This window comes from Streptomyces sp. NPDC014907, from assembly GCF_055562975.1.
The window spans coordinates 37,439-63,947 of sequence record NZ_JBVHEG010000006.1 but is presented as its reverse complement, the minus strand read 5'-3'; the positions used below and the strand labels follow the sequence as shown (position 1 = coordinate 63,947).

Here is a 26,509-nt window from a genome sequence, read left to right as displayed (position 1 = left end):
GACGGGTCGCCGTCCGGCGGGGATCAGGCGGTGACCAGGACCTTCTCGTCCTCCGTGCGCGCCCCGGCCGGCTCGTCGGTCAGGGACGACGAGGCGTTCTCGTACGCGGTGCGGTCGAGGATCTTCTCGCGGGAGGCGACGATCACCGGGACCAGCGCCTGGCCCGCGACGTTCGTGGCGGTGCGCATCATGTCGATGATCGGGTCGATCGCCATGAGCAGGCCGACGCCCTCCAGGGGGAGGCCCAGGGTGGAGAGGGTCAGGGTCAGCATGACGGTCGCGCCGGTCAGGCCGGCCGTGGCCGCCGAGCCGACCACCGAGACGAAGGCGATCAGCAGGTAGTCCTGGATGCCGAGCTGCACGTCGAAGATCTGCGCGATGAAGATCGCGGCGAGCGCCGGGTAGATCGCGGCGCAGCCGTCCATCTTGGTGGTGGCGCCGAAGGGGACGGCGAAGGAGGCGTACTCCTTCGGGACGCCGAGGCGCTCGGTGACCTTCTGGGTGACCGGCATGGTGCCGACCGAGGAGCGGGAGACGAAGGCCAGCTGGATGGCGGGCCAGGCGCCCTTGAAGAAGTGGAGCGGGCCGACCTTGGCGGCCGTGGCGAGCAGCAGCGGGTAGACGCCGAAGAGGACGATCGCGCAGCCGACGTAGACGTCGGCGGTGAAGGTGGCGTACTTGCCGATCAGGTCCCAGCCGTAGTCGGCGATGGCGAAGCCGATGAGGCCGACGGTGCCGAGCGGGGCGAGGCGGATGACCCACCACAGGGCCTTCTGGAGCAGTTCGAGGACCGACTCGGAGAGGGCGAGGATCGGCTTGGCGCGGTCGCCGAGCTTCAGGGCGGCGATGCCGGCGACGGCGGCCATGAAGACGATCTGGAGGACGTTCAGCTCGGTGAACGGCGTGATGACGTCCGTCGGGACGATGCCGGTGAGGAAGTCGATCCAGGAGCCCTCGCGCTTCGGCAGCTTGCCGTCCTGCGGGGTGAGTCCGGTGCCGGAGCCCGGGTTGGTGATCAGGCCGATCGCGAGGCCGATGGCGACCGCGATCAGCGAGGTGATCATGAACCAGAGCAGGGTGCGGGTGGCGAGCCGGGCGGCGTTGTTCACCTTCCGCAGGTTGGTGATCGACACCAGGATCGCGAAGAAGACGAGCGGGGCGACGGCCAGCTTGAGGAGCTGGACGAAGATGTCGCCGACCTGGCCGAGGGTCTCCTTCAGCCAGGAGACGTCCTGGCTGCGGGCGATCCAGCCGAGCAGGACGCCGAGGGCGAGACCGGCGATGATCTGGGCCCAGAAGGGGACCCGGGGTATCCGGGACGAGGACTTCGGTGCGGGGGCCTCGGAAGCCTTGGAGGCGGAAGCGGGCGCGGACACAGAGACACACTCCACAGGTGCGTACCGGGAGAACCGGGAAGTACGGGGACGGGGGTGCGGCCACGGGAACGCGCTCGGGCGCGGGGCCGCCGCATGGATGCCGGGGAGGTCAGAGCTCGCGGCGACAGACCGCGGACATACAGCGGCACAGATCGACGTGCAGGCGCGCCACGAGCGGGATGCCCGGGGCGTCGGAGGTGCGCGCTGCTGTCTTCATGCCGAACACGTTAACACTTGTACTTTGAGAAGCTCAAAGCTTTTCTTTGGGGGGTGGGATCACCTCCCGGCCTCGGAAACACAAAAACCCCCAGGCCGGAGCCTTGGAAGCTCCGTTCCCGGGGGTGTGCGTGTGAGGAAACTTACGCGTTCTTCACATGAGGAACACGGTCGCCGGACGGTCCGCTAGAGCGCGTCCTCCTGGGTCCGGTTCGCGTCCAGGCGCCCCTTCGCGCGGTCGACCCTCTCCACGATCTCGACGCTCATCTCGTCGCGCTGCCGGCGCAGGAGCACGAAGCTGAGCGGGGCGGAGACGACGATGGCGAGGACCAGGACCCAGAGCAGGTTCGAGTCCCCGAGACCGCGCGGCAGCACGCCGACGGTGACGAGACCCCACAGGGCGAGGAAGCACCCGGCGAAGACGCCGAGCCGCAGCACCGTGTAGCGGAGCATGTCAGTCACTCTTCCGTTCCGAAAAGATCCTCTATGGGACGAGCGTCCCCCCAGTGAAGCACGGGGCGGCGACTCCTTCGGGACCGGCCCTCCCCCACCCCCACCCAGTAATGGTTAGACTCCATCCATGACCCTTACCTTTGAGGTGGACCCGGCCGTCGGTCCCGCCCTGCGCGACGGCGTCCTCTCCCTCTGGGCCGACGTCTCCAACGCGGGCGGGGCCGTCGGCTTCGTCCCGCCCGTGACCACCGGGGAGATCCGCCCCGCCCTGCTCAGGCACCTCGCCGACATGGCCGGCGGCGGCACCCGCCTGCTCGTCGGCCGCGACGGCGGCGGCGAGGTCGCCGCCACCGCGTTCCTCACCTTCAACACCCACCCGCTGATGCGGCACTGGGTGTGGCTCTACACCGTGATGGTCCACCCCCGGCACCAGGGCAGGGGGTACGGCCGCGCCCTCATGGCGGCGGTCGAGCACACCGCCCGCACCGCGCCGGGCTTCGGGGGGATCGAGGCGATCCGGCTGACCTGCCGGGGCGGCACCGGCGTCGACGGCTTCTACGCCGGGTGCGGCTACAAGGAGGTCGGCCGCGTCCCCGGCGCGATCCGGGTCGCGCCCGGGGACGACCGCGACGACGTCGTCATGCTGCTCCCCCTGGCGTGAACGAGCGGGGCACCCGACCGGACCGGGCACGGGATGTCGGGTCCGGCCCCCCGGCCGCTTCCTACGGTGGGCACACGGAAAAGGAAGGACGCGCCACGTGCTGGAGGGACTGAACCGGGCGCTCGACCACATCGAGGAACGCCTGCGCGGCGACCTCGACCCGGCCGAGCTGGCCCGGATCGCGACGACGTCGGAGTACCACTTCCGGCGCCTGTTCTCGGCGCTCGCGGGGATGCCCCTGTCGGAGTACGTGCGGCGCCGGCGGCTCACCGTCGCGGGCGCCGAGGTGCTCGCCGGCGAACGGACGCTCCTGGAGGTCGCGGTGCGCCACGGCTACGGCTCCGGGGAGGCCTTCGCCCGCGCGTTCCGCGCGGTGCACGGGATCGGCCCCGGCGAGGCCCGCCGCACCGGCGCGGCCCTGCGCTCCCAGCCGCGGATGTCCTTCCGCCTCGTCGTCGAAGGGAACAGCACCATGCGGTACAGGATCGTGGAGAAGGACGCCTTCCGGATCATCGGGCGCGGGGCCCGGGTCCCCCTGGTCCACGAGGGGGAGAACCCGGCGATCGCCGCGCACGTCCGCTCCATCGGCCGGGAGGCCCTGGACCGGCTCGCCCTCCTGTCGGACGGGGAGCCCGGGGGCGTCCTGTCGGCGGTCACCCACCTCTCGGACAGCCGCGAGGAGGGCGCCGAACTGGACTACTGGCACGGGGTGGTGAGCGGCGCGGACGTGCCGGAGGAGTTCGGCGCGCTCGACGTGCCCGCCGGGACCTGGGCCGTCTTCGAGAACGAGGGCCCCTACCCGAAGGCGCTCCAGTACCTGTGGCGGGACGTCTTCACCCAGTGGTTCCCGTCCAACCCGTACGCGAGCCGGCCGGGCCCCGAGCTGCTCTCCGTGCACCCCTCGGAGGACGGGACGACGGCGCGGGCCGAGCTGTGGATTCCGGTGGAGCGCGCGGAGGCGTGAGACGCGCGGAAGGGCCGGCGGGGGACGCCCCGCCGGCCCTTCCGCGCGCGCGGGGGCGTCAGACCCGCATCGGCTGCGGCGACTCGCGCCGCTCCGCGTCCGGGCCCGGGTACTCGCGGATGATCTCGTACCGCGTGTTCCGCTCGACCGGCCGGAAGCCGGCGTCCCGGATCAGTTCGAGCAGGTCCTCGCGGCCCAGCTTGTTCGGCGTGCCGTAGTTGTCGGCGTCGTGCGTGATCTTGTACTCGACGACCGAGCCGTCCATGTCGTCGGCGCCGTGCTGGAGCGCGAGCTGCGCGGTCTGGACGCCGTGCATGACCCAGAAGACCTTGACGTGCGGCACGTTGTCGAAGAGCAGCCGGGAGACCGCGAAGGTCTTCAGGGCCTCGGCGCCGGTCGCCATGGTGGTGCGCGCCTGGAGCCTGTTGCGGATCTTGCCGTCCTTCATGTCCACGAAGTCGTGCTGGTAGCGCAGCGGGATGAAGACCTGGAAGCCGCCGGTCTCGTCCTGGAGCTCGCGCAGCCGCAGCACGTGGTCGACGCGGTGCCGGGGCTCCTCGATGTGCCCGTACAGCATGGTCGCCGGGGTCTTGAGCCCCTTCTCGTGGGCGAGCCGGTGGATCCGGGACCAGTCCTCCCAGTGGGTGCGGTGGTCCACGATGTGCTGCCGGACCTCCCAGTCGAAGATCTCGGCGCCGCCGCCGGTCAGCGACTCCAGACCGGCCTCGATCAGTTCGTCGAGGATGTCGGAGGCCGACATCCCGGAGATCGTCTCGAAGTGGTGGATCTCGGTGGCCGTGAACGCCTTGAGGGAGACGTTGGGGAGGGCCTTCTTCAGCTCGGAGAGGGAGCGCGGGTAGTAGCGCCAGGGCAGGTTGGGGTGGAGCCCGTTGACGATGTGCAGCTCGGTGAGGTTCTCGTTCTCCATCGCCTTCGCGAGGCGCACGGCCTCCTCGATGCGCATGGTGTACGCGTCCTTCTCGCCCGGCTTGCGCTGGAAGGAGCAGTAGGCGCAGGAGGCGGTGCAGACGTTGGTCATGTTCAGATGCCGGTTGACGTTGAAGTGGACCACGTCGCCGTTCTTGCGGGTCCGGACCTCGTGGGCCAGACCGCCGAGCCAGGCGAGGTCGTCGGACTCGTACAGGGCGATGCCGTCCTCACGGCTCAGCCGCTCACCGTCCCGGACCTTCTGCTCAAGTTCGCGCTTGAGTCCCGCGTCCATGTGCGGCCGCCTCCCTTAGTTCTCCGAAACCAGACGTCGGTCCCCCGGAACCGAACGTCGTCCACCGTACTCTCAGACCTCTTCGGGCAGCTCTCCGACCCGGTTCTCCCACTTCGTGGAGAGCACGATCGTCGTGCGGGTGCGGGAGACGCCCCGGGTGCCGCTGAGGCGGCGGATCGTCTTCTCCAGGCCGTCGACGTCGTTCGCGCGCACCTTGAGCATGAAGGAGTCGTCGCCGGCGATGAACCAGCAGTCCTCGATCTCGGCGAGGTCCTTGAGCCGGCGGGCCACGTCCTCGTGGTCGGCGGCGTCGGAGAGGGAGATGCCGATGAGGGCGGTGACGCCCAGGCCGAGCGAGGCGGCGTCGACGGTGGCGCGGTAGCCGGTGATGACCCCGGCCGTCTCCAGACGGTTGATGCGGTCGGTGACGGAGGGGCCGGAGAGCCCGACGAGCCGGCCGAGTTCGGCGTACGAGGCACGCCCGTTCTCGCGCAGGGCCTGAATGAGCTGCCTGTCCACGGCGTCCATAGGTATGAGGCCTTCCATTGTCCAGCGATACCGCGAGTATAGGTATAGAATCTAAGGCGCACAGGGGTAAGACCCTGTGAATCTTTCAGCAGATCAAAGACGATCCTTCAGGAGTGGTGTTCAGCGTGTACACGATCGAGATGGCCTACGCCCGCATGCGTGAGCTGCAGGACCTGGCCAACCGCTCGCGTGCCCACCAGCCCGTCCCCGCCTCGAAGCGCGCCCCGCAGAAGCGCGCCCCGAAGCGCTAACCGGACCGGAGGGCCGCACCCAGCTCTCCTTCCCACCGGCGGTACAACCGGTGCGGCACCTTCGCCGCGTCCAGCACCCGCCCGGCGACGAAGTCCACCAGGTCCTGGATGTGCGTCGCCCCCGCGTAGAACGCCGGAGAGGCGGGCAGCACCACCGCGCCCGCCTCGTCCAGCGTCACCATGTGCCGGAGCGTCTGCCCGTTCAGCGGGGTCTCCCGCACCGCGACCACCAGCGGCCGCCGCTCCTTCAGCGTCACGCTCGCGACCCGCTGGAGCAGGTCCTTCGAGAGTCCCAGCGCCACTCCCGCCACCGAGGCGGTCGAGGCCGGCACCACCAGCATCCCCTTCGCCGGGTACGACCCCGAGGACGGCCCCGCGCCGAGGTCCCCGGCGGGCCAGTACCGCACGTCCCCCAGGTCCGCCCCGAAGGCGTCGGGCTTCCCGTCGGCGCCCCGCGCCAGCCAGGCCGCCAGGTCCTCGCGCCAGTGCGCGTCCCGGAAGGAGATCCCGGTCTCGTCGAGCAGCGTCAGCCGCGAGGCCCGCGACACGATCAGGTCGACGCTCTCCCCGGCGGCGAGCAGCCCCCTCAGGACGGCGGCGGCGTACGGCGTGCCGGACGCCCCGGAAACCCCCACGATCCAGGGGGTGCGCTTGCCGTCGTTCATGCCGTCGAGCCTATCCGTGAGGGGTCGGGGGGCTACGGGGCGAGCCCGCGGACCAGCAGGTCGAGGAGCGCGCAGACGAACAGGCTGATCCCGATGAAGCCGTTCGTCGTGAAGAACGCCCGGTTCAGCCGGGACAGGTCGTGCGGCTTCACGATCGTGTGCTCGTAGCAGAACGCCACCACCACGACCGCCAGACCGATCCAGAAGAAGAACCCCGCGCCCGTCGCCAGCGCGTACCAGACGAGCAGGCCGGTCGTCACGACCGCCGAGCCCCGCGCGCCCCACAGGGCGGCCGGGATGCCGAAGCGGGCCGGGACCGACTTCACGCCGTGCGCCCGGTCCGCCCGCACGTCCTGGCAAGCGAAGATCAGGTCGAAGCCGCCGATCCACACGCCCACCGCGAGCCCGAGGATCACCGCGTCCCAGGACCACTCCCCGGTCACCGCGATCCAGGCCCCGATCGGCCCGATCGCCTGGGCGAGCCCCAGGATGGCGTGCGGGAAGTTCGTGAACCGCTTGCCGTACGGGTAGACCACCATCGGCACGACGGCGAGCGGCGCGAGGGCCAGACAGAGCGGGTTCAGCAGGGCGGCGGCCCCCAGGAACACGACGACGGCGATCCCGGCCCCGGTCCACGCCGATCGCACCGACACCGCGCCGGTCACCAGCTCCCGGCCGGCCGTGCGCGGATTGCGCGCGTCGATCTCGCGGTCGATGATCCGGTTGCAGGCCATGGCGAAGGTCCTCAGCCCCACCATGCAGACGGTGACGAGCAGGAGCTTCCACCAGTGGACGTGCCGGTCGAGCTGGAACATCGCGGTGAGCGAGGCGATGTACGCGAAGGGCAGCGCGAAGACCGAGTGCTCGATCATCACCAGCCTGAGGAAGGCCTTCGTGCGCCCCGGCCGGGCACCGGGGACGGCGGCGGTGGTCACAGTCCGTACTCCTTCCAGCGCCGGTCCACCAGGGCGGCCGTCGCCGGGTCCGACTCGACCATCTCCGGCCAGCCCCCGTCGCGGGTGTAGCCCTCCTCGGGCAGCTTCCTCGTGGCGTCGATGCCCGCCTTGCCGCCCCAGAACTGCTGGTAGGAGGCGTGGTCGAGGTGGTCGACCGGCCCCTCGACGACGGTGAGGTCACGGGCGTAGTCGGTGTTCCCGAGGGCCCGCCAGGCGACTTCGTGCAGGTCGTGGACGTCGCAGTCCTTGTCGACCACGACGATCAGCTTGGTCAGCGACATCATGTGCGCGCCCCAGATGGCGTGCATGACCTTCTGCGCGTGCTTCGGGTACTTCTTGTCGATCGAGACGATCGCGCAGTTGTGGAAGCCGCCGGACTCCGGCAGGTGGTAGTCCACGATGTCCGGCACGATGATCTTCAGCAGGGGCAGGAAGAAGCGCTCCGTGGCCCGCCCGAGCGGCCCGTCCTCGGTCGGCGGCCGGCCGACGACGATCGACTGGAGCAGCGGACGCTTCCGCATGGTGACGCAGTCGATCCGCAGGGCGGGGAACGGCTCCTGCGGCGTGTAGAAGCCGGTGTGGTCGCCGAAGGGGCCCTCCGGCAGCATCTCGCCCGGCTCCAGCCAGCCCTCGATCACGACCTCGGCCTGCGCCGGGACCTGGAGCGGCACGGTCTTGCAGTCGACCATCTCGATCCGCCTGCCCTGCACGAAGCCGGCGAACAGGTACTCGTCGATGTCGCCCGGCAGCGGGGCCGTCGAGGCGTACGTCACGGCCGGCGGGCAGCCGAAGGCGATCGCGACCGGCAGCCGCTCGCCCCGCTCGGCCGCCACCGCGTAGTGGTTCCGGCTGTCCTTGTGGATCTGCCAGTGCATGCCGATGGTGCGCCTGTCGTGCCGCTGGAGCCGGTAGAGCCCCAGGTTCCGGACGCCCGTCTCGGGGTGCTTGGTGTGGGTGAGCCCCAGGTTGAAGAACGACCCGCCGTCCTTGGGCCAGGTGAAGAGCGCGGGCAGCTTCTCCAGGTCGACGTCGTCGCCGGTGAGGACGACCTCCTGCACGGGGGCGTCGCCGGACTTCACCTTCTTCGGCGGCACGTGGACCATCGAGCCCAGCTTGCCGAAGGCCTCGCGGACGCCGACGAAGCCCTGCGGCAGCTCGGGCTTGAGCAGGCCGCCGATCTTCTCGCCGATCTCGGCGTACGACTTCAGGCCGAGCGCCTTGAGCAGCCGGCGGTCCGTCCCGAAGACGTTCATCGCGAGCGGCATCGAGGAGCCCTTGACGTTCTCGAAGAGGAGCGCCGGTCCCCCCGCCTTGTTCACGCGGTCGACGATCTCCCCGACCTCCAGGTACGGATCGACTTCGGCCTTGATGCGCTTGAGGTCGCCTTCGCGTTCCAGGGCCCTGAGCAGCGAGCGGAGATCGTCGTAAGCCATAGGGGCAAGTATCGGTCACCGGCTACCCTGGACCTGTCACCGGGGCCGCCGAAGCGCGCCCCCGCCACCGCTTCCGGGGAGCTGTCCCACATGCTCAGGGCGCTGCTGTTCATCCTGCCGCTGGCGCTGATGATCTACGCCTTCATCGACTGCCTGAACACCCCGGAGGAAGAGGTCAAGCACCTTCCGAAGCCGGTGTGGGCCATCGTGGTCCTGCTGTTCTCGATCGTCGGCGCGGTCGGCTGGATCGTCGCGGGCAAGGAGCGGAAGCCGAGGAACCGGGGCGGCGCGGGCGGCTGGGTGGCGCCCGACGACAACCCCGAGTTCCTGGAATCCCTCGGGAACGGCGCGAACGCCCCGAAGGACGACGACGCCCTCCTGAAGGACTGGGAGGCGGACCTGCGCCGCCGCGAGGAGGAGCTGAAGCGGCGCGAGCGCGGCGAGCCGGGGACGGGAACGGAGAACTGACGGGCCGCTCCGGAGGCCCGGGGACGAGGACGGGGAGCCGACGGAGCCCGGAGGTCCGGGGACGAGGACGGAGAACTGATGGAGCTGCGACTCCTGGCCACCTTCGAGAAGGTCGCGGACGTCCTCTCCTTCACCCGGGCCGCCGCCGAGCTGGGCTACGCGCAGTCCAGCGTCACCGGACAGATCAGGTCCCTGGAGACCTCCCTCGGCACGCAACTCTTCGAACGGCTCGGCGGCCGCATCCGGCTCACCGACGCCGGGGAACGGCTCCTGCCGTACGCCCGCCGGCTGACCGGTCTCGCGGAGGAGGCCCGGGCCGCCGTCGCGGACACCGGGGAGCCGGCCGGGACGGTCGCCGTCGGCACCATGGAGTCGCTCACCTCCTACCGGCTGCCGCCGCTCCTGGAGTACTTCCACCACCGCCACCCGAAGGTGCGGATCGCCCTGCGGCCCACGCTCGGCGACGAGACCCGGCGGGCGCTGCGGCAGGGCACGTACGACGTCGGTTTCCTGATGGAGGCCGGGACGGAGCACGAGGGCCTGGAGTCGGAGGTCCTCGCGCCCGAGCCGCTGGTCCTGGTGGCGGGACCGGGCCATCCGCTGGCGGGGCGCACGGGCCTGACGGCGGCGGACGTGGCCGGGGCGCGGCTGGTGGGCCCGGAGCCGGGCTGCGCGTACCGCGACCTGTTCGAGGCGGAGCTGCGGGAGTGGTCGCCGGTCTTCCTGGAGTTCGGCACGGTCGAGGCGACCAAGCGCGCGGTGGCCTCCGGCCTGGGGGCGGCGCTGCTGCCCCGGGTGACGGTCGCGGAGGAGCTGGCGTCCGGTGTCCTGGCCCCGCTGGACTGGGAGGCGCCGTTCACGCTCTTCACACAGCTCGCGTGGCGGCGGGGGAAGCGGCTTCCGGCCCCCGCCCGGCTGTTCGTGGAGCAGGCGCGACGGCTCGTGCGGGAGCAGGCCCCGACAGGGTGACCCGCAGGCTCGCCAGGACGATGAGCGGGACTCCGAGCGCCTGGACGAGCCCGATGTGGTGCCCGTACACGGCCCAGTCGGCACCCAGGGCGACCGCCGGGTAGGCGAAGGCGAGCACGGCGATCTTGGCGGTGGGCAGCTTGGCGTAGGCCGTGTACATCAGCACGTACATGAGTCCGGTGTGGATCAGGCCGAGGCCCGCGAGCCACGCCCACCCGGCGCCGAGCCCGGCCGCCGCCCCGAAGTCCGCGAAGGGCAGCAGCAGCGGCAGCCCGGTGAGCACCTGCACGAGGGCGATCAGATGGGGCCGCACCCCGGCGATCCGCCGGGTGACGAAGGTCGCCAGGGCGTAGAGGACGGCGGCGGCGAGCGCGAACCCGAGCCCCCGGAGGGAGCCGGTGGCGCCCGGCCGCACCCCCGAGACGAGGACGAGCCCGGCGAAGGCGACGGCGAGCCACCCCAGCCTCCCGGCGGAGATCCGCTCCCCCGCGAACAGCGCGCCCAGGAGCACCAGGAAGAACGGCTGCGTGTGGTAGACGACGGTGGCGAGGGAGATCGAGGCGGCCTCGTACGCCTCGAAGAGGAAGACCCAGTTGAGGACGACGAACACCCCGCCGAGCGCGGCGAGCCCCAGCTTCCGGGGGGTGAACCCGTGCCCGGTGAGGAACCCCCGGGCCAGGCTGTACGCCCCGAGCGCGAGGGCTCCGAAGAGGCACCGGAAGAAGACCACTTCGAAGGGCCGGGCCCCCGATTCCACGACGAAGACGCCGAGGGTGCCGGAGAGGACCATGGCGAGGGTGAGTTCGACGGTGCCGCGCGTTTCGCTTCTCATGCCGGCGACGCTACGGAGGGGGACGGGAACGGTCCACGGCCTCGTGGGGCGACCTGCCGATGAGGCCGATCGGCGGAACCGATGGGGCCGGAATACCCTCGGGAGCAGGGGAGTTGGCACCGGGTGACCCCTGGGACGGAGAGCAGACATGAACCTCGGCGCCACGCCCGAAACGGGCTTCTCGAACCGCTCGTTCCTCTTCGTCCTGGGCAGCTCCCGCCCGGACGGCAACTCGGAGATCCTGGCCCGCGAGGCCGCCGCGCACCTGCCGGCCGGCGTCCCGCGGCGCTGGGTGGACCTGAACGGGCTGCCGCTGCCGGACTTCCGGGACGGGCGGCACGAGGTCACGGACCCGCCGGTGAACGAGATCGAGAAGACGCTGCTGGAGGCGACGGTCGCGGCCACGGACGTCGTCATCGTCTCGCCCCTGTACTGGTACAGCCTCTCCGCCCAGACCAAGCGCTACCTCGACTACTGGTCGGGCTGGCTGAACGTCCCCGGCTCCGACTTCAAGGAGCGCATGGAGGGCGGCACCCTCTGGGGGGTGACGGCCCTGGCCCACGACGAACACGTCGTCGCCGAGGGCCTGGTCACCTCCCTGAACCATTCGGCGGCCTACCTCCGGATGCGCTTCGGCGGCGTCCTCATGGGCACGGGCTCCCGGCCCGGCCAGGTCCGCGCGGACACGGAGGCCCTGATCCGCGCGAAGTCCTTCTTCCGGGGGGAGGCGCCGCTCGCGCGGTTCCCGTACGAGGTGGAGGGGGCGGGAGCGTGAGCGGGCGGGCCCGGCGGGTCAGTCGAAGCGGTGGCCCCGGACCAGTGCCGTCCGCTTCCCGTCCGGCAGGACCGGACGGTACTTCTTGACGCCCTCGTAGCGGCGGCCGACCCGGAAGAAGGTCAGCCCGGCGACGAACCCCACGGCGACGAGCGGCACCAGGACGACCAGGGGGTTCATCGAGGGGTCGTCCTCCTCGCGGATCTGGCCCCCGAAGTGGAAGGCCATGGGAAGCGTGACGAGCAGCGAGAGCAACAGCGGCAGGCCGATCGTCACGTAGACCAGACGCTTGCGCCGGGCCCTGGCCACGCTCTCCACGAACGGCTTCCCGCACCGCGGGCACTCGAAGGCGACCGGCGCCTCCTTCCGCGGCGGCCGGCGCGTCTCCGGCGACGACAGCGTGGCGACGCTCCAGGTCACCGTCGTCGCGCCCACGGTGCTCCGCACACCGACCCGGCACGCGACGGTGAGGGCGCAGCGGTGATCCAGCGGCAACTCGCCCACCCCCGTGGTTTCCCGCCCCGGGCCCGGCGGCGAGCACGCGGACCGAGCCGCCCCCACCGGGCGGCCGGGGAGGGGACCCGGCCTCCGGAGCGAGGACACCGGCGACGGGTGAGGTCCCGCCACCGGCCCGCTACGGACTCGCAACAGACTCGAAAAGCCGAACGCTTTACCAACACACCGTCTATATCCTTGAGTTGACTGTGACGGGGGTGGCGGGGCATGGACAGGGAACTGTACGGCCGCGAGGCGGTCCTGGACGACGGCGGTCTGGTCGCGCGGCTCAGCGGACTCACCCGGCACGGGGGTTCCCGGGTGGCGTACGAGCACGGGGACGATCCGCCCGTGACGGTCTTCACCGGCGGGCGCGGAACGGGGAAGACCGCCCTGCTCAAGGAGGTCCGCAACCGCTACAAGGGGTACACGCCGCTCGCCCTGCTCGACTGCGCCCGCATCGAGCCGCCCGACGACCACGGCCACGGCTGGACCCCGCTCATCGGCGCGCTGGCCGAACTGGCCGTGCAGCTCTCCCCCAAGGTCCTCGGGGCGCGGCCCGTGCGGTTCCCCCGGCTCTCGCTCGGCCTGGTCGCCGTCGCCTCGATCTCCTGGTCCCCGGAGGACGACGAGCGGGCCCGGCACGACCTCCAGCGGCTCGGGCCGCTCCTGGCGACCGTCGACGCCACCCGGGGCGCCGCCGCCAACTGGGTCGGCAAGGTCCTCGCCAAGCTCGCCGCCACCTTCGCCGAGGCCACCGCCCCGCTCGCCGGGCTGCTCGCCGAGGCGACCGTGGAGACCGTCCTGGAGGAGGTGTTCGGGCGCCTCCAGCGCACCTCGGAGAGCTGGTACGGCACCTACCGCAACGCGGGCGGGCGCGGGAAGGCCGGGCTCCAGCAGCTCGCCAACGACTTCGAGCAGGGCGGCAGGCGCCGCCAGGAGGCCGAGGCCTTCCTGGTCGGCTGCCTGACCGAGGACCTGCTCCGCGCCTACACCGGGCTCCGGCGCGGCAGCCGCGTCGGCCGGCCGCTGCTCCTCCTCGACAACGCCCACGAGCCGCTGGGCCGGCAGCTGATCGAACCGGTCCTGCGCGCCCGGGCCGAGGGCCGCCGGGACCGGATCGTCGTCCTCGCCACCTCCCGGGTCCGCGACCACGAGGGGCTGCGCCAGGCCACCCGGACCCGGCTGCCGGAGACCGCGCACCGGGCCCCGTGCCCGCGCGGGACGAGCGTCGGCTCCGGCATCCTCGCCGTCGAGCTGACGCCCCTCTCCCCGGCCCAGACCCGCACCGCCTTCGACCACTACGAACCGGCGGGCCGCACCCCCGCCGACCTCGCCCGCGCGGTCCACCGGCTGACCGGCGGACGCCCCCTCGGCGTGGCCCTCCTCGGCCGGGCCGCCGGCGAGGCGCCCGCGCACCTGAGGCCCGGGCTCACCCCGGGCCGGCTGCTCGACCTGACGGTGGAGCTGCGCGAGGACGCCCCGCCGGTGCCGGTCGCCCCCGCGCTCCTCGCCGAGCTCCTCCCGGTGCCCCGGCTCGGCCCGTACGCCGTGCTCGCGGCCGCCCACGACGAGGAGTCCGCCCGGGTGCTGGCCCGCACCCGGCTCCAGGGCGAGTCCCTGGACGGGGACGTGGCCCTGCGCGTCCGCGACCGGCTGCGCGCCGAGGACTGGTCCGCGTCGGCGGCGGGCTCGCGCCACTTCGTCGCCGACCCGCTGCTGCGCGCCCTGCTCCTGCACCGGCTGCGCTTCGAGGACGGCGACCACCCGCACTACGCCGCCTGGCACGCCGTCCACGAAACCCTGCGCCGGCACTACGGGCCCGAGCCCGGTCCGTACCGGCTCCACCACGACCTGGCGCTCGGCCGCACCGAGGAGGCCGTCACCCACCTGCGGGAGACGTTCCCCGGGCCGGACGTCCTCGGCTGGCTCGGGCGGCTGCGGTTCGTCGCCTCCGCCCCGTACCCGCGCGAACGGAACGCGACGGGGCCCGATCCGCGCCGGGCCGTCGCCCTCGGCCGGGCCCCGGCCGGCGACCCGCCGGCCGGGCTCGACGCCGACGGCGTCGAACTGCACCTCTCCCTGCGCCGGCTGCTGCACGCCGTATGGCTGCTCACCGATCCGCTCGCGCTGCCCGACGAGGAGGTGGCCGACCGGCTCGCGCACGAACTGCGCAGGCTGTCCGGCCGCCACCTGTCGGGCAGCGGTTCACTCTGGGACGCTGCCACCCACTGGCCGCGCGACATCCGCGCCTGGCGGGAGCCCTCGCTGCCGCCGGGCCGCGAGGACGGAGTCTGACGCCATGCCCGACCGCCTCTCCGACCGGCTGCGCCGCCGCGTCCGCACCCCCCGCCAGAAGTTCGCCGCCTCCCTCGTCACCGCCGCCGTCGTCCTCGGCCTCGGCGGATACGGCGTCACCCGGCTCACCACCCCGGAGGACCGTTCCTGCGCGGCGGGCGTCGAGCGCCCGGTGGGCAGCGAGGAGTGCGTCGGCGTCAACGGCGACGGCCACGACTTCGGGATCGGCGAACTGAGCGGCATCGCCGGGGCCATCGGCGGCGAGAACGCCGCGCTCAAGCCCGACGAGTACGTGACCGTCGCCCTGCTCCTGCCGCTGACCTCCACCGACGCGGGCATGCGCGTCAAGGTGCTGCACGAGCTGCGGGGCGCCTACGCCTACCAGTACCGCGCCAACCACGACTCCAACGACGAGCTTCCCAAGATCCGGCTCGTCCTCGCCAACACCGGGAAGTCCAACGCCCACTGGCGCCCCACCGTGGACCGGCTCGTCGCCATGAAGGACTCCGCCGACCGGCTGCGGGCCGTCTCCGGCGTCGCCACCTCCTCCGCCGAGGTGCGGGAGGCGGTGACCGCCCTCACCGGGGCCGGGATCGCCGTCGTCGGCACCACCATCACCGCCGACGACATCGCCAACTCCCCCGGCAACGAGCGCTATCCCGGCCTCGCCCGCGTCTCGCCCACCAACGGCGACGAGGCGAGGGCCCTCGCCCACTTCGGGCGCGTGGACGCCACGAAGGCGATCCTCGTCCAGGACACCCGCACCGGCGACCACTACACGGACACCCTCAAGGCGGCCTTCTCCGCCATCCTCAAGGGCATCCCCCACCAGCCGGAACTCTTCACCTCGCCCCCCGACCCCAACGAGGAGGGCACCACCGCCAACACCTTCCGCCAGATCACCCACCTGATCTGCGATGCCCGCCCCGAGACCGTGTTCTTCGCGGGCCGCCACACCCAGCTGCGCCAGTTCATCAACGCGCTGGGGGCGCGCGGCTGCACCGACCGGGCCCTGACCGTCCTGACCGGGGACGAGGGCTCGTACCTGGGCGCCGACAAAAAGCTCGACCGGAACGCCCTCAGGGCGAAGCTGACCGTGCGCTACGCGGCGCTCGCCCACCCGGACACCTGGGTGCCCGCGGAGGGGCACCGGATTCCGGCCACGGGCGGTTCCCCGGAGGCGTACGCGACCTTCCTGAAGGACATCGGCCGCGACCCGAAGCAGCCGGTGGCGCTCGCGGACGGGCAGGCGATCGTGGCCTACGACGCGATGGCGACGGCGGTCCACGCGATCCGCCAGGCCACCCCGCAGGGGTCCCGCCACCCGTCGGCGGAGGACGTGACCCGGCAGTGGCCGCAGGTGAAGGGCTCGCTGCGGGTACGGGGGGCGAGCGGCTGGATCTGCCTGGACAACTACGGCAACCCGTACAACAAGGCGGTGCCGATCGTGGAGCTGGCCCCGGACGGCTCCCAGCGCTTCGTCCAGATCGCCTGGCCGGAGGGGCACGCGCCGGAGGCGTCGTGCCTGCCGCCGAACCGGGGCTGACCGCACGGGGAGGGCCTACGGCTCCCACTTCGGCCAGGGGGCCGTGTCCCGCTCGTACAGGTCCCGCAGGTGGAGCCAGCGCTCGGACGTCCGCTCCCGCCACGCGACGGGGTGGCCGTCCAGGGCGCGGGCGAGGCACTCCAGGTGGTCGTGCCAGGCGGCGAGCCGGTCCAGGAGGTGTTCGCGCGGTCCCCGGAACTCGTTGGTGAGACGCAGCACGGTCGATCCGCCGCCGGGCCCCGGCTCCAGGTGGAACCGGATGCGGCCGTGCGTCGGATCGACCGTGTACTCGGCGACGGACCCGGGGTCCCAGGCGGTCACCCGCCCGGGGTCCTCGGTGTCGCCGCTGGTCAGCCGGTGGAGGACGACCCGGCCGCCGAGCCGGGGCTCCAGCGGGTCGGCCGCGCACAGCCAGTCCGCCAGGCCCCCGGGGGTGGCGACGGCCGTCCACACCGCGGGCGGTGGGTGGGGCAGCTCGACGGCGTACCGCACCAGGTGGGTGCCGTCGTCGCGGGTCTCGCTCCTGCCCCGTGGCATCTCGCTCATCCCTCCAGCGTCACCCCGGGGCGGGGGCGGTGCCAGCCCGGAGGCGGTCAGACTCCGGCGTAGGAGTGCTTGCTGGTCACGAAGATGTTCACGCCGTAGTAGTTGAAGAGGAAACAGGCGAAGGCGATGAGCGCGATGTACGCGGCCTTCCGCCCCTTCCAGCCGGCCGTCGCGCGCGCGTGCAGGTACGCGGCGTACCCCACCCACGTGATGAAGGACCAGACCTCCTTGGCGTCCCAGCCCCAGTAGCGGCCCCACGCGTCACCGGCCCAGATGGCGCCCGCGATGATCGTGAAGGTCCAGAGCGGGAAGATCGCCGCGTTGACCCGGTAGGAGAACTTGTCGAGCGAGGCCGCGGAGGGCAGCCGCTCCAGGACCGAGCGGGCGAAGGAACCGGGGTTCCCGCCGGTCGCGAGCTTGTTCTCGTACGAGTCGCGGAAGAGGTACAGCAGGGTCGCGACCGCGCCGAGGTAGAAGACGGCGCCGCAGAAGATCGCGGTGGAGACGTGGATCCACAGCCAGTACGAGTCGAGCGCCGGCACCAGCTGGTCGCTCGGGGTCTTCAGCCAGGTGGTGGCCACGCCCAGGTCGAGCAGGACGGTGGTGACCAGGGGGAGGCCGATCCAGCGGACGTCCTTCTTCGCGAGGAGGAAGCCGAGGTACGCGCCGACCGCCACCGTGGAGAAGGTGGTGGAGAACTCGTACATGTTGCCCCAGGGGGCCCGCTGCACGGAGAGCGCCCGGGAGACCACGCCCGCCGCCTCGATCAGGAACGCGAGGGCGGTGAGCGAGACGGCGACGCGGCCGTACAGGTCGCCCTTGACCGTGCCGCCGGCCGCGCCGGGGCCGTCCGGCACGTCACGGGCGCCGGCCGCGGAACGCGTGACGACCTTCGGCTTGTCGAGGACGGCGGTGCCCCCGGCCTGCTCGGCCCGGACGGTCACGGCGGGGGCGGGGGCCTTGGCGGTGAGCGCGGCGGCGGTGCGGCCGACCTTGCTGCGGCTGCCGAACACCCACTCGGCGATGTGGGCGAAGAAGGCCAGCGTGTAGACGGCCATCGACGAGTAGACGAGCACGTCGCTCATCCGCGCCAGGCTCTCGTCGGTCGTGGCGGCGAGGATCACTTGTCAGCCTCTCCAGAAGGGGCGGGGTCTTCCGCGGGTACGGCGGGTGCGGCGGGTGCGGCGGTTCCGTCCGCGGTTTCCGGTACGGCCTCCGGGGCGGCTTGCGGCGTCTCCGCCGCGAGCGCGGCCGCGAGGTCGCCCAGTTCCTCCGGCAGCCTGGCGGACTCGCTCCGGCCGAGCCCCGCCGTCTCGACGACGGTCACGCCGTCCTCGCCCCGCACGGCCCGGACCCAGATCCGGCGCCGCTGGATGAAGAGCGAACCGCTCAGGCCGGCGATCGCGGCGATCGCGCCCGCGAGGGCGAGGCCGTTCCCCGGCTGCTGCGAGATCTGGAAGCTCGCCCACTCCTTGATGTCCTTCTCGAAGGTGATCGAGCCGGCGCCGTCGGGGAGCGTCATGGTCTCGCCGGGCAGCATGCGCTGGGCGAGCTTGTTGCCGGACGCGTCCGTGAACTGCTTCATCTTGGACTTGTCGAGCTGGTACACGTTCTGCGGGAGGCCCGAGTTCACGCGCAGGTCGCCGTGGAAGCCGGTGAGCGCCATGACCGGGAAGTCGAGCGCCGGGAACTGCGAGAACATCGTGCCCTTGCCGGCGCCCGCGAAGGTCGGCACGAAGAAGGCCTGGAAGCCCAGCTGCTCCTTCCTGCCGTTCTTGTCGCGGTAGCCGTCCATGACCTTGATCGCGCCGGTCGACGTGATGTTGTTGTCGATCGGCAGCAGGGGCACGGCGCCGTGGAAGACGGTCTTGCCGCGCCCGTCCCTGACGGTGACGACGGGAGCGTAGCCGTGGGCGATCAGATAGACCTTGGAGCCGCCGACCTTCAGCGGCTCGTTGACCCGGATGACCGCCTTCCGGTCCGCGCCGCCCCGCGAGTAGGTGACGGCCGCCTCGAAGGTGCGCGGGGTGCCGCGCTGCGGGCCGCTCTTCTCGTACGTGCCGTCGAACGCGTCCAGCTTGAAGCTGAACGGCTCCAGCTCGTCGGTGCCGAACAGGGAGCCGGACTTGAAGTCGTCGTACTGGGTGAGCGTGTTGGAGAAGCCGTCGCCCTCGATGATCAGCTTGCCGCCCTCGGACTTGAGGAGCTGGCCCCAGGCGAAGGCGACGAGCATCACGATCAGGGCGATGTGGAAGGCCAGGTTGCCGGCCTCGCGCAGGTAGCCCTTCTCGGCGGCGACCGCGTCCCCGGCGGTGTGGGAGCGGAAGCGGCGGCTCCTGAGGAGCGCGAGGGCGGCCTCGCGGACCCGCTCGGGCTCGGCGTCGGTGCGCCAGGTGGCGTACGCGGGGAGCCGGTCGAGGCGGCGGGGGGCGCCCGGCGGCCGGCCGCGGAGCTGGCCGGCGAACTGCAGGCTGCGCGGCACGATGCAGCCGATGAGGGAGACGAAGAGCAGGATGTAGATCGCGGAGAACCACACCGAGCTGTAGACGTCGAAGAACTGGAGCTTCTCGTACAGCGGGGTGAGGGTCTGGTGGGCGTCCTTGAATGCCTGCACCTTCAGCTCGTCCGCGCTGTTCTGCGGGACGAGGGAGCCGGGGACGGCGCCCAGGGAGAGCATGAAGAGGAGGATCAGGGCGACCCGCATGGAGGTCAGCTGCCGCCAGAACCAGCGGACCCAGCCGACGACGCCGAGGACGGGGCCGCCCGCGGGGGCGTCCGGCCGGTCCTCCCGGGGAGCGGTCGACAGCTGCGCCCCGGCCGCCTCGTCGGCGGCCGCGGCGTTCTCCGTGGTGTCGGTCATGTCGGTCGTACCGGCCTTGCTCATGGAACTCAGATCCCCACCGTGAAACCGCTGGACCAGCCCTGCATCGTGGCCACCATGCTGTCCCACACGCCCGTGAGGAGCAGGACCCCGGTGACGACCATCATGCCGCCGCCGATCCGCATGACCCACGCGTAGTGCCTCTTGACCCAGCCGAACGCGCCGAGCGCCTTGCGGAAGGCGATGGCCGCGAGCACGAACGGTACGCCGAGACCGAGGCAGTACGCGAAGGCGAGCACCGCGCCGCGTCCGGCACTGGCCTGCTCCAGGGCGAGCGCGTTGACGGAGGCGAGGGTCGGGCCGATGCACGGGGTCCAGCCGATGCCGAAGAGGGCGCCCAGGAGCGGGGCGCCGACCAGGCCGGCGACGGGCTTCCGGTGGAAGCGGAACTCGCGCTGGGTGAACCAGGGCATCAGGCCGAGGAAGAACGCGCCCATGAGGATCATGAGCACGCCGAGGACCGTGGTGAGCGTCTCCCGGTACTCCTGGAGGGTGGACCCGAAGTAGCCGAAGAGGGCGCCGCCGGAGACGAACACGGCGGTGAAGCCGAGGACGAAGAGGGCGGCGCCGGCGGTCATCCGGCCGCGCCGGCCGTCCGCGAGGTCGGTGCCGGTGACCCCGGTCACGTAGCTGAGGTAGCCGGGGACGAGCGGCAGGACGCACGGCGAGAAGAAGGAGACGAGCCCGCCCAGGACCGCGAGGGGCAGGGCGAGCAGCAGGGCTCCGCTGGTGACCGTCTCGTTCACCGGCTCACTTCTCCTCGAGGAGCGGGTCGATCATCGAGCGGAGCTTCGCCTCGTCGAGGGCCAGGAGGGCGCGGGCGGCGATCCTGCCCTCCTTGTCGAGGACGACGGTGGAGGGGATGCCCTGGAGGCTGAGGGTGCCCTTGGGGAAGCCGAAGAGGAGCAGCTTGCCGTCGGGGTCGTAGAGGCTCGGGTAGGGGACCCGGTAGTCCTCCTCGAAGGTGAGCGCCTGCTGCTTGTTGAAGTCGCGGGTGTTGAGGCCGACGAACTCGACGCCCTTGCCCTTGAGGTCGGCGGCGACCTTCGCGAAGTGGGGGGCCTCGGCGCGGCAGGGGCCGCACCAGGAGCCCCAGGCGTTGAGGACGACGACCTTGCCCTTGAGGTCGGCGACGTCGAGCCGCTTCCCGTCGAGGGTCTCGCCCGCGAGCTTCCCGGTGGCCGCGCGCTCGCCCCTGGCGGCGGTGGAGATGCCGCCCTTGCTGGTGACGAAGTTGGTGTTGCCACCGCCGCCGGTCGTGCCGCCGTCGCCGCCGCAGGCCGAGAGCGCGAGGGCGGCGGTCAGCACTCCGACGGCGAGCAGGGTGCGTCGAGGGGCACGGCTAAGGCTCATGTGAAAAGTTTCGCATGAGCGTTTGGGGGATCTTGGGCACCCCCCTACGTGCCCGTAAAGCCCCTTGTCAAGACCGTCTAAGCGGCGTGTGTCACGACCGTCCGGGCGGCGCGTGCCAGGACCGCCTAGGCGGCGGGCGTGCCCGACGGGTTCCCCCCGGTGCCCGCGGTCTTCGCCGGGGCGGGCCTGAGGAAGGCGTTCCAGCCGCCGGCCGGCTTCTCGCCGACTCCCAGGCCGCGCAGCTTCGCGAGGATCGCGGGGTCCTGGACGTCGAGCCAGTCCACGAACTGCCGGAAGGAGACGAGCCGGACGTCCTTCTTCCCGGCCATCCCCTTGAGCGCCTCCTCGACGGCGTCCATGTAGATGCCGCCGTTCCACTGCTCGAAGTGGTTGCCGATGTAGAAGGGCGCGCGGTTGGTCTCGTACGCGCGCCGGAAGCCGGAGAGGTACGCCTCCGTCGCCTGCCTGCGCCAGCCCGGGTAGCGCGAGGGCATGCCCTTCGTGGAGTTCTTCGACTGGTTGGCGAGCATGTTGTAGTCCATGGAGAGGACCTCGAAGGAGTGCCCGGGGAAGGGCACGGCCTGGAGCGGCAGGTCCCAGATGCCCCGGCGCTTCTCGGGCCAGGTCTGGCGGCCGCCGGGCGAGCTGGCGTCGTAGCGCCAGCCGAGCCGCTTGGCGGTGGGGAGCAGCTTGTCCTGGCCGAGGAGGCAGGGGGTGCGGCCGCCGACGAGTTCCTTGGAGTAGTCGAAGGGGAGCGGGTCGAGGTCGGTCCAGCCGCTGTTCGTCTTCCACTGGGTGACGAACTTCATCGCCTGGTCGATCTCGCTCTGCCACTGGGCCGGGGTCCAGTTCCCGACGGAGCCGGAGCCGCCGCAGAAGTGCCCGTTGAAGTGGGTGCCGATCTCGTGGCCCTCGAGCCAGGCCTGCCGGACGTACTTCAGGGTGTCCTTGATGTGGGCGTCGGTGAGGTAGCCGATGTCGGAGGCGCCGACGCGGTTGTTCGGCGGGCGGTAGAGGTTCTTCTTCGACTCGGGGAGGAGGTAGATCCCGGAGAGGAAGAAGGTCATCGCCGCGCCGTGGTTCCTGGCGAGTTCGAGGAAGCGGGGGAAGAGTCCGTTGCCGACCTCGCCGGCGCCGTCCCAGGAGAAGATCACGAACTGGGGCGGGGTCTGGCCGGGTTCGAGCGGGACGGGGGCGCCGGGCTGGTGGGGCTGCTTGCCGGTGTCGGCGGTGGAGCCGTCGCCGATGAGCCGGACGGCGTCCTTGGACGGGGCGGGGGTGCCCGGACCCGTCGTGGCGTCACCGCCCTTGCCGGGCTTGTTGGGTCCGGAATGACCCGCATTGTCCTTGTTCGAGGTGCTGCACGCCGTGATGCCCATGGCCGCCGCGGCACCCACACCCGCCCCGAGCAGCCCCCTTCGAGAGATCCCACTGATTTCGCGCATGACTTCCCCATTCGCGCTGACGTATGACCTAAACGTCATCCAATCCGACAATCAGTGAGATGCGAGGAGGAACACGGAGGTTCCGGTAATTGACACAAAAATTTCAGGGCGTTCGAATGACATGGACATCATCCGAACGCCCTGAACTGTGGCCTCTTCGCGCGACGCTGTCCAGTGCCGGAGGGAAGCGCCGGGAGAGCCCCGTGGGGTGCGGGGCGCGGGGCGAAAGCGGTCCCGTCCCCCAGGGGCGGCCGGACGGGACCGCCCGGCCTCTCCCGGACGCCGAAGGGCCTTCTCTGGACACCGAAGCCCCTGGGCACCGAAGCCCCCTGGGTGCCGAAGAGTCCCGGGTGCCGAAGGGCTCTCCCTAGGCGCCGAAGGCCTTCGACTTCCCCCGGGCCGGCTTCGCGCCCGCGAGCAGGTGCGCCGGGACGAGGTCCCGGGCCGGCTCGCTGTACCCCACCGAGACGATCCTGTCGCCCCGGTACGTGAACGAGGTCAGCGAGGCCAGCGTGCACTGCCGCCGCCGCGGGTCGTGCCAGAGGCGCCGCTTCTCCACGAAGCTGCGGACGATCCAGATCGGCAGCTGGTGGCTGACGCAGACCGCCTCGTGCCCCCGGGCCGCGTCCTTCGCCGCGTCGAGCGCGCCCATCATGCGGACGACCTGCTCGACGTACGGCTCGCCCCAGGACGGCTGGAACGGGTTGGTCAGGTGCTTCCAGTTCGCCGGCTTGCGCAGCGCCCCGTCGCCGACGCCGAAGGTCTTGCCCTCGAAGACGTTCGCCGCCTCGATGAGACGCGGATCACTCTCCAGGTCCAGGCCGTGGGAGACGGCGATCGGCGTCGCCGTCTCCTGCGCCCGCTCCAGCGGGGAGGCGACGACGTACGTGACGTCCCGGTCGGCCAGGTGCTCCGCGACCCGGTCCGCCATCCGCCGGCCGAGGTCGGAGAGGTGGTAGCCGGCACGGCGCCCGTAGAGGACGCCGTCGGGGTTGTGCACCTCGCCGTGGCGCATCAGGTGGACGACGGTGATGTCGTCGTCGCTCTTCGCCCGCGCCTGGACCCGGTCCTCGGGGGTGGTGGCCGAGCCGGTCGCGACCTCGGTGCCGCTGGGCCGCCCGGTTCCGCTCACGTTCTTCTCCTCGGTGCGCTCGTTCGTCGGGTCGCTCACGCCGTGGCCTCCGCGGCGGCGCGGGCGGCGGCCGGCAGCGCGGCGGCGATCCGCTCGACGGCCCGCTCGTCGTGCGCGGTCGACACGAACCAGGACTCGAAAGCGGACGGCGGCAGGTAGACCCCGTCGGCCAGCATCGAGTGGAAGAAGGCATTGAAGCGGAAGGCCTCCTGCCGCTTCGCCTCGTCGTAGTTCCGCACCTCGTCGGCGGTGAAGAAGACCGAGAACATGTTGGAGGCGGTCTGCAGCCGGTGCGCCACGCCCTCCTTGGCGAGCGCGCCGGTGACCAGGCCCTGGATCTCCTGCGAGACCGCGTCCACCTTCCGGTACGCGGCGTCGTCGAGCAGCCGCAGCTGCGCGAGGCCGGCGACGGTGGCGACCGGGTTCCCGGAGAGGGTGCCCGCCTGGTAGACCGGCCCGGCCGGAGCCAGGTGGCCCATGACGTCGGCGCGGCCGCCGAACGCGGCGGCCGGGAAGCCGCCGCCCATGACCTTGCCGAAGGTCATCAGGTCGGGCCGCACGCCGTCGACGCCGTACCAGCCCGCCCGCGAGGTGCGGAAACCGGTCATCACCTCGTCGGAGACGTACAGCGCGCCGTTCTCCCGGCACAGGTCCGCGAGTCCCTGGTTGAAGCCCTCCGCCGGCGGGACGACGCCCATGTTGCCCGGCGAGGCCTCGGTGATGACGCAGGCGATCTCGCCCGGGTGCGCGGCGAACGCGGCCCGCACCGCCTCCAGGTCGTTGTACGGCAGCACGATCGTGTCGCCGGCCTGCGCGCCGGTCACGCCGGGCGTGTCCGGCAGGCCGAAGGTGGCCACGCCGGAACCGGCCGCGGCGAGCAGCGCGTCCACGTGACCGTGGTAGCAGCCCGCGAACTTGACGACCTTCGCGCGGCCGGTGAACCCGCGCGCGAGCCGGATCGCGGACATCGTCGCCTCGGTGCCGGAGGAGACCAGGCGCACCTGCTCGACCGGCTCGATCCGCGCGACGATCTCCTCGGCGAGGGCGACCTCGCCCTCACCGGGCGTGCCGAACGAGGTGCCGCGCTCCACGGCCTCCCGCACGGCCGCGGTGACCTCGGGGTGCGCGTGGCCGAGGATCATCGGTCCCCACGAGCAGACCAGGTCGACGTACTCCCGCCCGTCCGCGTCGGTGAGGTACGGACCGGAACCGGACACCATGAACCGGGGCGTTCCACCCACCGCCCGGAAGGCACGCACCGGTGAGTTCACGCCGCCGGGCGTCACGAGGGAAGCGCGGTCGAAAAGCGTCTGTGAGACTGGGGCTTCGTATGAATACGGCACTGTGATCCTGACCTGCGAGAACGACGTCGGTCACGACATCGGGAACGGAGGGACTGCGTGGACATCCTGTGCGTTACGCCGGGGCGCCCGCCCTCCGCGTCTGCGAAACTGGGGCGTCATAGGGATGACTCACGGATTCCATGGTGTCAGAGGCCACGGCGTTCTCGCGGACTGGTGTTTCACCGCAGGAGCGTGGGGGAGGTCATTGACACGATGATCGGGTTGCGCGGCGGAGTCGTGCTGCCGAGAAAAAGCAGTCGGGTGGAGATATGCATCGCGGTGGCGGACCGGGCGAGGGGACGGGAGACCTGGGTCCGGAGTCTTCTGCCCGACGGGGAAGGCACCGGCGCCGGCGGACCGAGGACCCGGTCCCGGGAACTCCGGGCAAGCCGGGGAAGGCGGCCCGGCCGGGGGTCCCGGACTCTCCGGACGAACCGGCCGCGGAGAGCGGGAGGAGCCGGTTGGGGGTGACGTACAAGTACTTCGGAGCGCCCGACGGCGCCACGGCGGCCCGCGTCCCCATCTCGATGCGCCCGGAGGAGCTGGGCGGCGACGAGCTGGGCATGGGCGGCATGTTCACCAAGATCAAGCCGGAGACCATAGCGGCCATGGTCCTCACCGGCATCCAGGGCATGCCCCTGCACAGGGTGCCCCCGCTGGAACTGGTCGTGCTGCACCCCGACTACGCGGTCGTGAAGCTGCCCATGACCGTCGTCGACCCGCTGCGCGCGATCGGCGAGGAGTCGGTCGGCGCCGCCGCCTTCATCTGGTCCACCGTCCCGGACCGGGGCGGCCCCCGCGACGCCTTCGACGTCTACCGGCTCCTCCACGAATGGCAGGACTTCAGCCACCGGCTGCACGAGGCGGGGCACCAGCCGTACTGCCTGGTGTGGCCGTGAGACCGGACCGCGCGACCGCGCTCCCCGGCCCGGGGAAGCCCGTCCGCCGTCCCGGGCGGTCCTGAGGCCCCACGGGCCCGGCCGCCCCGATTCCCGTCCCGCCCCCCCGGGGTTCCCCGGCTCCGCGCGGGTCTCCACCGCGTCCGCGTTCCGCCCGTTCTCCGGCGGACGGTCTACGAGCAGGCGTTTCGCCGCACATCCTGTGCTCATAAGTGATGAAGTTAGGACGAATGGGATGTAATGCGCGGACGTCGCGTCCTGCGGGAGGGGCTTGCTCCCCTCGCGGGGGTACCCCCTCACGGGAGTGCTCATCCCCAGGTGGGAGCGCCTTACGCCCTGTGGGAGCCCCGTACGAGGAAGGACCTGACGCGTGAGCGGAGTACGAACGGCCGGCGAGCCCATGCAGATCGCCGAGGTCGCCGCACGGACCGGACTGACCCTGCGCACCATCCGGCAGTACGAGGACAGCGGCCTGGTCGCCCCGTCGGCGGCCTCACCGGGCGGCTTCCCGCTCTACACGGACGAGGACGTGTCCCGGCTCATGGTGGTCCGCCGGATGAAGCCGCTCGGCTTCACGCTCGACGAGTCCCGTGAACTCCTCGGGGCCATGGACCTGCTGGCCGCCGACCGGCCGGGGACGGCCACCGAACTCGACCCGGACGAGCGGGCCGCGCTCGTGTCCCGCGTCCGCCGCTACGAACGGGCCGCCGCCGAGCGGGTCGCGGAACTCCAGACGCAGCTCGCCCGCGCGGAGGAGTTCGCCCAGTCCCTCCGCACCCGCCTCGCGACGGCTCCGGCCTGA

General features: G+C 71.8%; 28 protein-coding genes. 11 read left to right on the top strand and 17 right to left on the bottom strand.

Annotation, left to right across the window (positions count from 1 at the left end; translation table 11 throughout):
• Positions 1-23: 23 nt before the first annotated feature.
• Complete coding sequence (locus ACZ3IL_RS18125; protein WP_467391409.1) at positions 24-1,376, bottom strand: dicarboxylate/amino acid:cation symporter; 1,353 nt, start codon at positions 1,374-1,376, stop codon at positions 24-26.
• 402 nt (positions 1,377-1,778) lie between these two features.
• Positions 1,779-2,045 carry a DUF4229 domain-containing protein gene (locus ACZ3IL_RS18120; RefSeq protein ID WP_467391650.1) on the bottom strand — a complete coding sequence of 89 codons (267 nt, stop codon included), beginning with the start codon at positions 2,043-2,045 and terminating at the stop codon, positions 1,779-1,781.
• A gap of 127 nt (positions 2,046-2,172) precedes the next feature.
• Here ACZ3IL_RS18120 and ACZ3IL_RS18115 point away from each other — a divergent pair, with 127 nt between their 5' ends.
• Positions 2,173-2,706, top strand: coding sequence for a GNAT family N-acetyltransferase (locus ACZ3IL_RS18115; protein WP_467391408.1), 534 nt, complete (start codon positions 2,173-2,175; stop codon positions 2,704-2,706).
• Between the two features lie 97 nt (positions 2,707-2,803).
• Positions 2,804-3,670, top strand: coding sequence for an AraC family transcriptional regulator (locus ACZ3IL_RS18110; RefSeq protein WP_467391407.1), 867 nt, complete (start codon positions 2,804-2,806; stop codon positions 3,668-3,670).
• A 58-nt stretch (positions 3,671-3,728) separates the two neighbouring features.
• On the opposite strand, the gene mqnE is transcribed toward ACZ3IL_RS18110, so the two are convergent.
• Both mqnE and ACZ3IL_RS18100 read right to left on the bottom strand, forming a co-directional pair.
• On the bottom strand, positions 3,729-4,892 hold the full coding sequence (gene mqnE / locus ACZ3IL_RS18105) for an aminofutalosine synthase MqnE (protein WP_388699010.1): 1,164 nt from the start codon (positions 4,890-4,892) through the stop codon (positions 3,729-3,731).
• A gap of 72 nt (positions 4,893-4,964) precedes the next feature.
• Positions 4,965-5,420 (bottom strand): Lrp/AsnC family transcriptional regulator, encoded by a 456-nt coding sequence (locus ACZ3IL_RS18100; RefSeq protein ID WP_467391406.1) that lies wholly within the window; start codon positions 5,418-5,420, stop codon positions 4,965-4,967.
• 113 nt (positions 5,421-5,533) lie between these two features.
• Between ACZ3IL_RS18100 and ACZ3IL_RS18095 the strand changes: the two genes are divergently transcribed.
• A complete protein-coding gene (locus ACZ3IL_RS18095; protein ID WP_467391405.1) occupies positions 5,534-5,671 on the top strand; it encodes a hypothetical protein in 138 nt (45 codons plus the stop codon).
• On the opposite strand, the gene ACZ3IL_RS18090 is transcribed toward ACZ3IL_RS18095, so the two are convergent.
• From ACZ3IL_RS18090 to ACZ3IL_RS18080, 3 genes are read right to left on the bottom strand one after another with little or no spacing between them, the layout of a single operon-like run.
• On the bottom strand, positions 5,668-6,336 hold the full coding sequence (locus tag ACZ3IL_RS18090; protein ID WP_467391404.1) for a UbiX family flavin prenyltransferase: 669 nt from the start codon (positions 6,334-6,336) through the stop codon (positions 5,668-5,670). The genes ACZ3IL_RS18095 and ACZ3IL_RS18090 overlap by 4 nt on opposite strands.
• A 32-nt stretch (positions 6,337-6,368) precedes the next feature.
• Positions 6,369-7,271 carry a menaquinone biosynthesis prenyltransferase MqnP gene (gene mqnP, locus ACZ3IL_RS18085; RefSeq protein WP_467391403.1) on the bottom strand — a complete coding sequence of 301 codons (903 nt, stop codon included), beginning with the start codon at positions 7,269-7,271 and terminating at the stop codon, positions 6,369-6,371.
• Entirely contained in the window at positions 7,268-8,725 is a 1,458-nt protein-coding gene (locus ACZ3IL_RS18080) for a menaquinone biosynthesis decarboxylase (RefSeq protein ID WP_467391402.1), read from the bottom strand. The genes mqnP and ACZ3IL_RS18080 overlap by 4 nt, the downstream gene beginning before the upstream one ends.
• 90 nt (positions 8,726-8,815) lie before the next feature.
• Here ACZ3IL_RS18080 and ACZ3IL_RS18075 point away from each other — a divergent pair, with 90 nt between their 5' ends.
• The gene (locus ACZ3IL_RS18075; protein WP_467391401.1) at positions 8,816-9,193 is read left to right on the top strand and encodes a PLD nuclease N-terminal domain-containing protein; all 378 of its coding nucleotides are present in this window, start codon (positions 8,816-8,818) and stop codon (positions 9,191-9,193) included.
• Positions 9,194-9,271: 78 nt separating this feature from the next.
• Positions 9,272-10,162 (top strand): LysR family transcriptional regulator, encoded by an 891-nt coding sequence (locus ACZ3IL_RS18070; protein ID WP_467391400.1) that lies wholly within the window; start codon positions 9,272-9,274, stop codon positions 10,160-10,162.
• Here ACZ3IL_RS18070 and ACZ3IL_RS18065 read toward each other — a convergent pair.
• Entirely contained in the window at positions 10,059-10,994 is a 936-nt protein-coding gene (locus ACZ3IL_RS18065; protein WP_467391399.1) for a DMT family transporter, read from the bottom strand. The genes ACZ3IL_RS18070 and ACZ3IL_RS18065 overlap by 104 nt on opposite strands.
• A gap of 148 nt (positions 10,995-11,142) precedes the next feature.
• Between ACZ3IL_RS18065 and ACZ3IL_RS18060 the strand changes: the two genes are divergently transcribed.
• On the top strand, positions 11,143-11,769 hold the full coding sequence (locus ACZ3IL_RS18060) for a flavodoxin family protein (RefSeq protein WP_467391398.1): 627 nt from the start codon (positions 11,143-11,145) through the stop codon (positions 11,767-11,769).
• A gap of 18 nt (positions 11,770-11,787) precedes the next feature.
• Here ACZ3IL_RS18060 and ACZ3IL_RS18055 read toward each other — a convergent pair whose 3' ends face one another.
• Positions 11,788-12,078, bottom strand: a complete 291-nt coding sequence (locus tag ACZ3IL_RS18055) for a hypothetical protein (RefSeq protein WP_467391397.1) — start codon at positions 12,076-12,078, stop codon at positions 11,788-11,790.
• Between ACZ3IL_RS18055 and ACZ3IL_RS18050 the strand changes: the two genes are divergently transcribed.
• The 3 genes from ACZ3IL_RS18050 to ACZ3IL_RS18040 all read left to right on the top strand — a co-directional run bounded on the left by ACZ3IL_RS18050 (position 12,059) and on the right by ACZ3IL_RS18040 (position 16,108).
• Positions 12,059-12,253: a hypothetical protein gene (locus ACZ3IL_RS18050; RefSeq protein WP_467391396.1), complete on the top strand. Its 195-nt coding sequence runs from the start codon at positions 12,059-12,061 to the stop codon at positions 12,251-12,253. The genes ACZ3IL_RS18055 and ACZ3IL_RS18050 overlap by 20 nt on opposite strands.
• Positions 12,254-12,492: 239 nt before the next feature.
• Positions 12,493-14,562: a hypothetical protein gene (locus ACZ3IL_RS18045; protein ID WP_467391395.1), complete on the top strand. Its 2,070-nt coding sequence runs from the start codon at positions 12,493-12,495 to the stop codon at positions 14,560-14,562.
• Between the two features lie 4 nt (positions 14,563-14,566).
• Positions 14,567-16,108, top strand: a complete 1,542-nt coding sequence (locus tag ACZ3IL_RS18040) for an ABC transporter substrate-binding protein (protein WP_467391394.1) — start codon at positions 14,567-14,569, stop codon at positions 16,106-16,108.
• A gap of 15 nt (positions 16,109-16,123) precedes the next feature.
• On the opposite strand, the gene ACZ3IL_RS18035 is transcribed toward ACZ3IL_RS18040, so the two are convergent.
• The 8 genes from ACZ3IL_RS18035 to hemL form a co-directional block, all read right to left on the bottom strand.
• Entirely contained in the window at positions 16,124-16,654 is a 531-nt protein-coding gene (locus tag ACZ3IL_RS18035; protein WP_467391393.1) for an SRPBCC domain-containing protein, read from the bottom strand.
• 47 nt (positions 16,655-16,701) lie between these two features.
• Complete coding sequence (ccsB, locus tag ACZ3IL_RS18030; RefSeq protein ID WP_467391392.1) at positions 16,702-17,778, bottom strand: c-type cytochrome biogenesis protein CcsB; 1,077 nt, start codon at positions 17,776-17,778, stop codon at positions 16,702-16,704.
• Positions 17,775-19,538 carry a cytochrome c biogenesis protein ResB gene (resB, locus tag ACZ3IL_RS18025; RefSeq protein WP_467391391.1) on the bottom strand — a complete coding sequence of 588 codons (1,764 nt, stop codon included), beginning with the start codon at positions 19,536-19,538 and terminating at the stop codon, positions 17,775-17,777. Before resB ends, ccsB begins: the two co-directional genes overlap by 4 nt.
• Before the next feature lie 5 nt (positions 19,539-19,543).
• A complete protein-coding gene (locus tag ACZ3IL_RS18020) occupies positions 19,544-20,281 on the bottom strand; it encodes a cytochrome c biogenesis CcdA family protein (RefSeq protein ID WP_467391390.1) in 738 nt (245 codons plus the stop codon).
• Positions 20,282-20,285: 4 nt separating this feature from the next.
• On the bottom strand, positions 20,286-20,888 hold the full coding sequence (locus ACZ3IL_RS18015; protein ID WP_467391389.1) for a TlpA family protein disulfide reductase: 603 nt from the start codon (positions 20,886-20,888) through the stop codon (positions 20,286-20,288).
• A 125-nt stretch (positions 20,889-21,013) separates the two neighbouring features.
• The gene (locus ACZ3IL_RS18010) at positions 21,014-22,333 is read right to left on the bottom strand and encodes a polysaccharide deacetylase family protein (RefSeq protein ID WP_467391388.1); all 1,320 of its coding nucleotides are present in this window, start codon (positions 22,331-22,333) and stop codon (positions 21,014-21,016) included.
• A 367-nt stretch (positions 22,334-22,700) separates the two neighbouring features.
• Positions 22,701-23,348, bottom strand: a complete 648-nt coding sequence (locus ACZ3IL_RS18005) for a histidine phosphatase family protein (RefSeq protein ID WP_467391649.1) — start codon at positions 23,346-23,348, stop codon at positions 22,701-22,703.
• Positions 23,349-23,500: 152 nt separating this feature from the next.
• Positions 23,501-24,808 carry a glutamate-1-semialdehyde 2,1-aminomutase gene (gene hemL / locus ACZ3IL_RS18000; RefSeq protein WP_467391387.1) on the bottom strand — a complete coding sequence of 436 codons (1,308 nt, stop codon included), beginning with the start codon at positions 24,806-24,808 and terminating at the stop codon, positions 23,501-23,503.
• 269 nt (positions 24,809-25,077) lie between these two features.
• Here hemL and ACZ3IL_RS17995 point away from each other — a divergent pair, with 269 nt between their 5' ends.
• Entirely contained in the window at positions 25,078-25,707 is a 630-nt protein-coding gene (locus tag ACZ3IL_RS17995; RefSeq protein WP_467391386.1) for a hypothetical protein, read from the top strand.
• 400 nt (positions 25,708-26,107) lie between these two features.
• Positions 26,108-26,509, top strand: coding sequence for a MerR family transcriptional regulator (locus ACZ3IL_RS17990; protein WP_467391648.1), 402 nt, complete (start codon positions 26,108-26,110; stop codon positions 26,507-26,509).